The organism is Elusimicrobiota bacterium (genome assembly GCA_026388075.1).
Taxonomy (GTDB): domain Bacteria; phylum Elusimicrobiota; class Endomicrobiia; order Endomicrobiales; family JAPLKN01; genus JAPLKN01.
This window is the reverse complement of the sequence record JAPLKN010000153.1, coordinates 1-10,729: the sequence shown is the minus strand read 5'-3', so window position 1 is coordinate 10,729 and position 10,729 is coordinate 1. Positions and strand designations below refer to the sequence as shown.

Genomic DNA, 10,729 nt, shown 5'->3' with positions numbered 1-10,729 from the left:
GAAAGTTATCTTTATCCCGGGCCGATCCAGTATTATGGCCCGTCAAAAGTAACTTATTTAACGACCAAGACATTGCTATACGAACAAAAAAAGAATAAGGATTCCTAAATCTAGCTAAAATAAAAGGAGATTAATTATCGTGATAAATAACAAAAGAAGGCTATTTTTATTACTAGTTTCGTTAATCTTTGTTTCAGGATGCGCAGTTCATTCAGTTATTAGCCGTACATATAACTTCAGTTCCGTCAGAAGAATAGGAGTCCTTAAAGTATCAAGCCGTCAGAGCCCGGTTAAAGGTGTAGAAGATATGTTTGCCCAATATCTTATTAAAGAAGGTTTTACCGTAGTTGAGCGTTCAAAACTTAAGGAAATAATGAAGGAAAATAAGATCGGGGCTGAAGGCGCAATTAATCCCGAGATGACAAAACAATTGGGAAAACTTCTTGGCGTTGACGTCCTTCTTATCGGAGAAATTACTTCTTATACTCCGGAAAAAGAAACAACAACAATCGCTGAAAGTGAAAATACGTTTATTGAACCGGTTTATTCACTCGTAAAAAAAGAAGTTGACGGCAAAACAATTGAGGTAATAGAACAAACCGGCACGAAAATACGCAAAGAGAGCAATAGAACTCCTATTACATTTACAACATCACCGCAGGTTAGTTTGATAGCCAAACTGGTTGACGTTGAAACGGCTGAAGTTGTTTGGGTAGGATCTATTACAAAACAGGGAAGTTCGCCTGCTGATGCCGCAGAAAGCGCTGTTGATTACCTTGTAAAAAATCTGGGTAAAGACATAAATTCTGTATTAGGAAAAAACAAAAAATAATGAATAAAAATAGGCCGTTAAACTTGCTTATTATCAGCATTCTTGAAATTTCTTTTGGCCTATTGGCTTCTTTTGAGCTAATAAATCTTTTGACTTACAAAATGAGAACCGGAAATAATCTCGGTATGGAAGGGCTGCTTTTTCCTGCTGTCGCATCTTGTTCGTTGTATCTTTTTTTGGGAATTTTAATTTTATTTAAAAATAAAATTGTTAAAATTATTCACTTAATATTCGTTCCCCTTATAACATTAGTTTTAATAAGCAGCGCATTTGTTATAGGGATTAAAACCGCAAAAGATATTTTCTTGCTTCTAGTCTGCCTTTCTGTAGGATTCATTTCAGCAATATATCTTTCCCAATCAAAATAAAAAAATCTGAGAATGAAGCTCTATGGTCTTACGACCATAGTATCTTTGGTTTCTTCGGCGAAATCCGCCGTCCTTCTTCGCATTTCCGCCATAGGCGAGACTTCGCCAATTGGCGAGCATCTCTTAAAAGAAGTTAGGAGTTTTCCCTGCCTCCGCCATTGGCGGACGGTGCGAAGGCGGATAAAAGAAAGAAAATTAAAAAGGTATGGTTTGTTTTTGGTTAGTAAGAAACTGCCTGCGGATTAAAAGGCCAGTAATAAAATAATAGAAGACTATATAGAGCTGAGTATATCTGTAAAAAATGATTACGAAGCGCTATTTTATATAAACGGCATACGACTCTTTCTTCTGCACTTCGCTTTCCCAGCTTCTTCTGTAGGCAAAGGTTATAAAAATCGTTCCCTTCTTTAAAGCTTTAAACTGCCAAACTTCGTTTCCGGGATTTCCTGCCGATTTACTTTTTGCAGTAAATGTTTTGTTTAAAACTGTCAGGAAGGATTTATCAATCGGATTTTGCATCTGCCAGGTATAACCTGTAGTGGGGTTTGCCTGGAGCTTGATTTGGAAAGTTTGCCCCGGTTTGACCGTGATGCGGTGAGCATCGGAAGTTTTTTGGCTCTTAGATGCCGAGAACGATGTTAAAACAAATCCTAAGAAGATTAGACTTAAAAGGATTGATTTTTTCATGCAATAATTCTACTAAATGTTTAAACATATTTCAAGACCTGAACCTTTACCCCGTTAGAAATAGTGAAGCGATAAGAAGAATCAATAACTGCAGAGATTGGCAAAATACGGCTTTTCGCTGTTTTGTGAATAAACAGGTATTAAACTATTTCTAACGGGGTTTATTATTATTAACCCTCATCAAAGGAATAATGCCTTAATTATTTGTTATTTGCGAATAACAAGTATTTTTGATAAAATTCAGAAGAGAATAAAAAGATAGATTATGCCAATAAGAGGACTGAAATGGCTTTGACAAAGATAATTTGTACTCTAGGGCCGGCATCGGAAAAAACGAATGTTCTGCTTTCAATGATTAAAGCCGGCATGGATGTTGTGAGATTAAATTTTTCGCACGGGAACCATAAGAAACACCTTGAAAGGATATTGTCGGTCAAAAAGCTGAACAAAAAATATAATAAGAAGATAAAAATATTGGGAGACCTGGAAGGTTACCGCATAAGAATAGGAAGGCTCAAAAATGGCGGACCTGTAAAAGTAAAAAAAGCCGGAAAATTATTTTTGACTAAGCAAAAGGTTCTGGGAGAAGGAAATATAGTTCCATTAGATTACGAAGGGCCCTTATCCATTATAAAAAAAGGGCAATATATTTACATTGATGATGGAAATATAGCGTTAAAGGTTGAATCAGTCGGGAAAGATACTCTTAAGACGGAAGTTATTGTCTCCGGATTAATAAAGGAACATAAAGGCATTAATATGCCCGAGGTGCATCTCGATTTTGAAGGCCTTACTGAAAAAGATAAAAAAGATTTGGATTTTTGTGTTGATAACGGCGCGGACTTCATTGCTCAGTCTTTTGTTAGAACCAAGAAAGATATCTTGGCGATTAAAGAATATCTTAAAAAGAATGCGGATAAAGTAAAAATTATTTCAAAGATTGAAAACAGGGAAGGAATAGATAATATTGACGACATCATTAGTGTTAGTGACGGTATTATGATAGCTAGGGGTGATCTTGGCGTGTCTATACCCATTTATGAAGTTCCCGTATTTCAGAAAGAGATAATAAAAAAATGTAACCGCGCAAAAAAATTTGTTATTACAGCTACTCAGATGCTTGAGAGCATGACAGAAAATAGAATCCCGACAAGAGCTGAGGTTTCTGATGTTGCTAATGCAATATTTGACGGTTCAGATTATGTTATGCTTTCCGCTGAAACGGCGGTTGGAAACTATCCGGTAGAATGTGTGGAACTAATGGACAGAATAATTTCATATGCTGAGAAAAGCAGGTTCTATCTCAAATAAGGGAGGTATTTTATGGTTTATTTGATTGTCATGCTGTTAGTGGCTTTTGCAGCAGTTGTCGTAGCGCTTCAAAACCCGATACCTATAGCCGTGACATTATTAATGTGGAGGCCGGTAAGCACTTTGGCATCGGTTATTTTGATTTCGTTTGCCATAGGACTCCTTTTGGGTATTTGTATTATGATACCCATGCTTTTAAAGAAAAAAAGAAAAATTATCGAGCAGCCGAAAGAAGTTCCGTCACCGGAAGTTGAAAAAAAACAGGAAGAACCTGTTTTAAAAAGTAAAGAAAATTTTTTTAAGAAAATTTTTCGGAGAACTAAATGAAAAAAATTATCTCAAATCTGATTGTAATTAGCCTGCTCAGTTATTCAACTCTTTACGGCTACATTGCTGTAAATGAAACAATCGGGCCTCACGATTACAGGACAACCTATGCCGAAATTTTTGCTCCCCTTTCCCGAAGCACTACCGTAAGCGCAAGTTATACCTCTTCAAGCTATTCGGGGTCTTCAAGCAGGATAAGCTACGGAGGCGAAGTTAATACCAAAGTAAATAGAAATATAGATGCTGGGGCAGGTTTTATTCTTTCACCCGAAAGAGGCGGATTAAAATATACCGCCTGGGATGTTTCAGGAGGTTATACGTTTGGCGAAAGAGATTTTAAAGTCCGTTTAGGGATGTATTTCCAGGACACTATATATGAACAGCAAACCTCAGGTGATTCAAGAACCTTAAACCAGTATATTTATTGTCCGTCAATAAAATTGACAATTTTAAGAAGCCTGAAAATAGGATTTAATACAGCGCTATTTACTTATTCTGAAAATGTTAATTCTTTTGGCGGTTCAGTTGAACCTTGGTCGTTAAGAAATAACCGCGATTTGGGCGGAATAATCGGTGTAGTTGGGGATTTTCCATCGCGGACAGAAACTATAGGTGTTGCATACCGCATTGTTAAACCTCTTGAAGTGTACGGTGAATGGAGCAGAATATTTTATGAACGGTCATCTTATTCCGACACCTTAAACGCTTTCGGAATGAGATATTTTCTTACCGAAAATTTTGCTTTCAGCGTGAACTTTATTGCCTATAACGATGAAACATATAACACTTTAGGATTTGGATTGTACTGGTAATATGGCCAAAGACAAAGTAATGTTATGTAAAGGAATTCATTGATTTTACTGTTTCAAAAGAAATAGAATTAACTTCAATTTGAATAAAAAAGGAGGAAGACATGAAGAGATTAGGTTTTTTTATTGTTTTATGCAGTTTAGTTTTTTTGGCAACTACGTATGTCTTTGCGGCGAAAGCCAAAGCAGGAAAATCAGCAGTTTCTGTTTCAGCGAACAGAGTGCTTCAGGGCGACATAATTGATAATATGTGCGCGAACAGTAATGAGGCAAACCTCGGCGCATTTGTTAAAACGCATACAAAAGCGTGCGCGCTTATGCCTGCATGCAAGGCAAGCGGTTATTCAATTTATACTACGGACGGAAAACTGATTCCCATAAGCAAGTCCAGCGACAAAATGGTAGTTAATTTCTTAAATCAAAAAGACAGTGTCCTGCAGATTACCGTTAACGGCAAAACTGAAGGGAAGAACTTCAAGATAAGTTCCATAACCAACAGAAAATAATTTAAATGAAATTTAATAATAACCGGCGGGGTACTTTAAAATATTTATGATAAAAAAAATATCCTTATTTATTAGTGTTTTTTCTATGATTGCTGTCTTAGCTGTTAAAATACCCGGGCAGGAAACTGAAACCCTCAGTTCGCTTATTAAAAGAGCGAAGAACAATAATCCTGAAATTCTTGCTGCGCGCGCCCGGTGGCAGGCATCCAAATCAAAAGTGGTTCAGGAAAAGACGTGGGAAGATCCGTCGCTCATCGTTGAGTACTGGAGTATCCCCGAAGGCGGTTTTGATGTTTCATCAGCGATGGAAAAGATGTACGGGATAAGCCAGAAAATACCATTTCCCGGAAAGAACTACTTCAAAGGAAAAACAGCAAAAGCGTTCGCTGATGAAATAGAATGGGCATACAAAGATACCGAGCTTAATATCCTTCAGCAGCTTCAGGCCTCCTACGGCGAATATTATTTCCTTTCAAAAGCAATAGAAACCTACGGCCTGTACGTTGACATTATGAAGTCGTATGCCAAAACCGCCGAGTCAAAATACGTGGTAGGGAAAACAACCCAAAATGACGTGCTTAAAGCGCAGATAGAAACCGAAAAAATGTCCGCGATGATAACCAATCTTTCGCAGGAAAAAGAAACGAAAAAGGCGCAGATAAATTTACTGATAGGCAAAGGGCCGAGCGAAGCGCTCGGAAATCCGGAGGAACTGTTGCCCGCGCCGATAGGCCTGACAATTGAAGAGCTTACCACCCGGGCTCTTCAAAACAGCCCGCTTTCAAAGATGCAGGAAGCCCGTTTTGAGCAAAGCGTATATAGAAAAAAGTCCGCGAATCTTGAATACGCTCCGGACTTTGACCTCGCCTTCCGCAGAAAAAAGGTGAACGAGGAGTGGGCGGGTTCGGATATTATGCTCGGCATAAACATTCCGTTATGGTTTTGGAAAAAGCGTGCCGGCGTTATTGAAATGGCCCGTGAAAAAGAAGCGTCAAACCAGGACAACTTAAACGCCAAACTGATGGTTCAGTATCTGATAAAAGAACACACCGTTGCCTTAGACAATACCCTGCGTCTCATCAATCTCTACCGCGACAGCATTATCCCGAAAGCGGAACAATCCGTGAAGGTTTCGGGATCGGCGTACAAGGCAGATAAACGCGATTTTCTGGAATTTCTAACGAGCATCTCAGCCCTGCTTGATTATAAATTATCTTACTACCAATATATCGCCGATTATTACCGCGATCTGTCTGAACTTGAAGCGGCGGTGGGGGTAGCTCTGAATTAGAGTTTGCTACCCTGATTACAGTGATTATAAGATCGATTACACAGATTAGTGGCTGTTGAGGACTTTTTCAACAGACACTAAAATAGGAAGGTATTTAATGAAAACTAAAATTCTTATTATCGGTTTATGTTGCCTGTTTTTGCCTTTTACATTTTCTTCGTGTTCAAAACATTCATCGGTAGCAAACGCAAAAACGAAGGTCAAATACTGCTGTTCTATGCATCAAAATTATGCCGCTGCCAAGTCAGGCAAGTGCCCGGTCTGCAATATGGACCTTGTCCCCGTTGAAACACCGCAGAAAGAAACGGTCAAAAAGACCGTCATGTACCGCTCAACAATGAACCCGAGCGAAGTTTCGGATAAGCCCGGAAAGGATTCCATGGGGATGGAAATGGAACCTTTTGAGGTAGGGGAAGCGCCTGTATCGCAGAAAGTTGAGGGCCTTGCCCCGATAAACATATCGCCCGAAAAACAAAAGATGATAGGTGTTCAAACGGCCGAAGCCGAAGTAAGAGAGCTCAAAAGAACAATTAGGACGGTCGGAAAAGTAGCTTACGACCCTGACCTGTATTATGCCGAGGAAGAATTTATAAGTTCGCTTAAGACTTACGGGCAGTCAAAGGCCGGCGGTAATGCAGATTCAGGGGCAAAATCCTTACTGGATGCTTCCAAGTTCAAGCTGAAACTGATGGGTTTAAGCGAAGGGCAGGTAAATGAGCTAGCCTCAAAAGGCGTTCCCGACAAGACTCTTCTCATAACCGAAGGGAGTTCTCGTGCCTGGGTTTATGCTTCAATTTATGAAGATGATTTGGGATTTGTTAAACCTAAAATGAAAGCGGAGATAACTTTACCTTCTGTTCCGGATAAAATATTTCAGGGACAAATTATCGCCGTGAACCCTACGCTTGATCCCGAAACAAGGAACACTACGGCAAGAATTTTAGTTACTAATTCGTCAAATATCCTTAGGCCAGAGGTGTATGTTAATGTAAACATATATGTTCCGTTGGGCAAAAAATTATCCGTTCCCGCTAATGCCGTGTTTGATACAGGGGTAAGAAAGGTTGTTTTTGTTGACAAGGGGCAGGGCAACCTTGAACCCAGGGAAATTGTTGTCGCGTTTGCCGCGGATGATTATTACGCGGTTGATTCGGGTCTTAGTGCGGGGGATATGGTAGTCACAAACGCCAACTTCCTTATCGATTCCGAAAGCCAGCTGAAGTCGGTGAGATAGCATAAAGTGCCTGCCCTGAGCGCAGTCGAAGGGTCATTCCCGTCCGCCGCGGCGGATTATCGGGAATCCATGAAAGCCGTCATTGCGATACCCGCTAGGGCGGGGAGAAGCAATATCAGTAGTTGCTCAACTTTAACCTGTTGCACTCCTAACTTTGCAGTTCGGGCAGCGGGGGAAGATTGAAAAGGATTTACGATTTCTAAAACTTATCTAAACTAAGAGGCACAATGAAGCTTGTTTCTCAACATGATCGTATAGAACAGAGGATATTCGTTATTCGCGGGCAGAAAATAATGATTGATAGAGATCTTGCTGAACTATATGAAGTGCCTACAAAAGCCCTCAATCAAGCTGTAAAAAGGAACAAAGAACGATTTCCGCAAGAATTCATCTTCCAGTTAACGAGAAATGAAAAAAATGAACTGGTCACAATTTGTGACCGGTTCAAACCTCTTAAACATTCTTCAGTTTTGCCTTATGCATTTACAGAACATGGCGTTGCAATGTTAGCAAGTGTTCTTAAAAGTGACACCGCTGTGAAAATAAGCATTTCAATAATAAAAACTTTTGTTAAACTTAGACAATTTGTTTCTACTCATAAGGCATTAGCTGAAAAACTTGACAAATTGGAGCAAAAGTATGAAAAGCATGATCGGGAAATTCAGAATATTTTTGAAGCTATACGGCAATTAATGATAGTTCACGATGAGCCAAGAAGAAAAAAAGTGGGATTTTTGAAATAAGCAGTTGCCGTTCTCAACCTTGGAGTTCGAGGGGGCGGCTCAATGCCAGGAATGAAGATGTAATGGCGGCGACCTCCATAAGTCTCGCTAAATCGGAGCCCCGCTGTCTTGGTTTCATAGAAACCATGCGGGGGGATGGATATGGGGGATAAGAAGTAGTTTAACTGGAAGAAAACAAATAGGGATAATATGCAAAAAGAACAAGCGAAAGAAAATCTAAGAAAACTAGTAGAGAAATTTGAACGGGAGTTCGCTTCCGGGCAAACCAATGAATATAGCGAAGAAGCAACGAAAATCGGATATGTACAACCGTTTTTGAAGGATGTTCTTGGCTGGGATGTAAATGATATAAACGAAGTTAAGCCCGAACATAAGGTTTCAAGAGGACGAGTAGATTATAGTTTAAAAATTGATGGCAAATCTGAAATATTTGTTGAAGCCAAGGCAATAAGGGAAGACCTTAATAAATTTGTTTCACAGGCAGTTAACTATGGGTATAATCATAAAGATGTCCCTTTTGTTATGCTTACTGATTTTGAAGGATTAAAGTTATTTGATGTAACTATAAAACCAGATTTAAAAAATTATAGAAAGGGTCTAAAATTAGACCTGAATTGGAAAGAATACTTAGATGAATTTGATGAAATTTGGAAGCTTTCTAAAGAATCCGTACTAAACGGAGAGATTAACAAACTTCTTACAGCCAAAGCGAAAGAAAAGATACCTGTTGATAAGGCTGTTCTTGATTCGCTAGAAAACTGGCGGTTATCTCTGGCAAAAGATATTTACAAGAATAACCACAAATTGTTTTCCTCAGATAACTCCGAAGCTAATGCGGATTACCTAAAATCAATCACTCAAAAACTTCTTGACCGAATTATCTTTATTCGTTTTTGCGAGGATCGCGCCCTTTATCAAGGTGCAAAACTCAATAATATTTTTGAAGAGCGTACTGGTTCTGTTGGAACAAAAGCTATGTTGTTTTTGAAGGACACCTTTGCTGGTTATCGCCGTGCATTCGATAGCGATCTGTTTCTTGCTCAACCTTGGGAAGGTGAACTTGCAATAGATTTTGAAGTAATGAAAGAAATTGTAATGGACACGTATAATCCCTACCAGTTTGATGTGATCCCATTGGAAGTGCTCGGTAGTATTTATGAGCAGTATTTGGGACATACCATACATTTAACTGAGCAACAAGTCAGATACGTTGAGAAAGCAGAAGTGCGTAAGGCTGGGGGAGTATATTATACGCCGGAATATATTGTTGACTATATTGTCAAAAATACAGTAGGTAAACTGCTTGAAGAATTAACACCCGCAAAAGCAAAGAAAATAAAAATACTTGATCCTGCCTGCGGGTCGGGCAGTTTTCTAATACGTGCTTATGGGGAAATGTTGGGATACTATAAACGATTAAAAAAAGAATCCCGCAAGAAGGGTGCTGAAAATCAGCAAGGATTGGATTTAAAACATGAGGAAGCGGAAGCTAGGTTAACTATTCCTGAAAAATGTGAGATATTAAAGAATCATATTTTTGGAGTTGATATAGATGAACAAGCAGTAGAAGTAACAAAGCTTTCTTTAATGCTTAAAATGTTGGAAGATGAACACGGGGTGCCTGTAGGCCAAGGGATACTTCCGAAACTGGAAGGGAACATCAAATGTGGGAATTCTCTCATTTCGGGCAGTACGCTTGAAATGAAAAAATATTTTGGTGATGATTATTATAAAATAAGAGAGTTCAATTGGAAAGAACGCTTCAATTCTATTATGGATAACGGTGGTTTTGATGTGGTGATTGGAAATCCACCATATGGATATATGATCTCTGATGAACAGCAGAAGTATTTCTCAGAAGTTTATATAAATCAGGACTATCAAAAAGATTTGTATTTGTTATTTTTAGAACGATATGAAGAGTTCCTTAAAGAGCAAGGTCTGCTTGGTGTTATAGTTTCAAATACTTGGTTGCAGTCTTTACGTTTGAGAAAAATACGTTCATATTTAGCGACAAAATACTCTTGGGATAGAATCCTCTTATTGCCAGAAAAAGTATTTAGTGCGGTTGTAGATACCCATGTTTTAATCTTCAAAAATACAAGGAAAGGGATACAAAATAATGACTCTGTAATAATTGATATTAGGCAAAAAGACAAAATTAACTTTAAGCAAAAATTAAGGGGTAAGGATATTCCCAAAACAGGTGAACCAATTAATGTGTCCAGTTCATCGGAAATAAAAGGCATAGTTGACAAGATTCTTTCTAATTCAACTTCATTAAGTGAGAAATGTGACGTTTATAATGGAGTGAAACCGTTTGAAAAAGGTAAGGGTGATCCTCCCCAAACTGACGATGTGGCAAAAGGACAAATTTATGTTAAAAAAGGTGAAAGGCCTTCAAAAGAATGGAAACCATTGTTAAGGGGTAGTCTAATTAATAGCTATCCCGGCGAGACGGACGAGGAGTTCCAGACACTTTTGGACTTCGTCGAGGAGATGCGCTTCGACCGCGTCGGGGCATTCCAATTCTCGTTTGAATCGGGCACGGCCTCCGAGGCGCTTGGGGACCCGGTACCTGCCGAGGTCAAAGAGAAGCGTTATCAAAGGCTGATGGAACT

General features: G+C 39.0%; 11 protein-coding genes. 10 read left to right on the top strand and 1 reads right to left on the bottom strand.

The window, feature by feature from the left end:
* Nucleotides 1-139 precede the first annotated feature (139 nt).
* Both NT145_08690 and NT145_08685 read left to right on the top strand, forming a co-directional pair.
* Nucleotides 140-832: a hypothetical protein gene (locus NT145_08690; protein ID MCX5782752.1), complete on the top strand. Its 693-nt coding sequence runs from the start codon at nucleotides 140-142 to the stop codon at nucleotides 830-832.
* Nucleotides 832-1,200 (top strand): hypothetical protein, encoded by a 369-nt coding sequence (locus NT145_08685; protein ID MCX5782751.1) that lies wholly within the window; start codon nucleotides 832-834, stop codon nucleotides 1,198-1,200. The genes NT145_08690 and NT145_08685 overlap by 1 nt, the downstream gene beginning before the upstream one ends.
* A gap of 315 nt (nucleotides 1,201-1,515) precedes the next feature.
* On the opposite strand, the gene NT145_08680 is transcribed toward NT145_08685, so the two are convergent.
* Entirely contained in the window at nucleotides 1,516-1,887 is a 372-nt protein-coding gene (locus tag NT145_08680; GenBank protein ID MCX5782750.1) for a protease inhibitor I42 family protein, read from the bottom strand.
* A gap of 285 nt (nucleotides 1,888-2,172) precedes the next feature.
* Between NT145_08680 and pyk the strand changes: the two genes are divergently transcribed.
* The 8 genes from pyk to NT145_08640 form a co-directional block, all read left to right on the top strand.
* On the top strand, nucleotides 2,173-3,198 hold the full coding sequence (gene pyk / locus NT145_08675) for a pyruvate kinase (protein MCX5782749.1): 1,026 nt from the start codon (nucleotides 2,173-2,175) through the stop codon (nucleotides 3,196-3,198).
* A gap of 12 nt (nucleotides 3,199-3,210) precedes the next feature.
* Nucleotides 3,211-3,525 carry a LapA family protein gene (locus tag NT145_08670; protein ID MCX5782748.1) on the top strand — a complete coding sequence of 105 codons (315 nt, stop codon included), beginning with the start codon at nucleotides 3,211-3,213 and terminating at the stop codon, nucleotides 3,523-3,525.
* Nucleotides 3,522-4,337, top strand: coding sequence for a hypothetical protein (locus NT145_08665; GenBank protein ID MCX5782747.1), 816 nt, complete (start codon nucleotides 3,522-3,524; stop codon nucleotides 4,335-4,337). The genes NT145_08670 and NT145_08665 overlap by 4 nt, the downstream gene beginning before the upstream one ends.
* A gap of 101 nt (nucleotides 4,338-4,438) precedes the next feature.
* Nucleotides 4,439-4,840: a hypothetical protein gene (locus tag NT145_08660; protein MCX5782746.1), complete on the top strand. Its 402-nt coding sequence runs from the start codon at nucleotides 4,439-4,441 to the stop codon at nucleotides 4,838-4,840.
* 46 nt (nucleotides 4,841-4,886) lie between these two features.
* Nucleotides 4,887-6,131 carry a TolC family protein gene (locus tag NT145_08655; protein MCX5782745.1) on the top strand — a complete coding sequence of 415 codons (1,245 nt, stop codon included), beginning with the start codon at nucleotides 4,887-4,889 and terminating at the stop codon, nucleotides 6,129-6,131.
* 97 nt (nucleotides 6,132-6,228) lie between these two features.
* Nucleotides 6,229-7,365 (top strand): efflux RND transporter periplasmic adaptor subunit, encoded by a 1,137-nt coding sequence (locus tag NT145_08650; protein ID MCX5782744.1) that lies wholly within the window; start codon nucleotides 6,229-6,231, stop codon nucleotides 7,363-7,365.
* A 227-nt stretch (nucleotides 7,366-7,592) separates the two neighbouring features.
* Nucleotides 7,593-8,108, top strand: coding sequence for an ORF6N domain-containing protein (locus NT145_08645; protein ID MCX5782743.1), 516 nt, complete (start codon nucleotides 7,593-7,595; stop codon nucleotides 8,106-8,108).
* A 189-nt stretch (nucleotides 8,109-8,297) separates the two neighbouring features.
* The coding region (locus NT145_08640) for an N-6 DNA methylase (protein ID MCX5782742.1) at nucleotides 8,298-10,729 on the top strand (2,432 nt) is incomplete at its 3' end.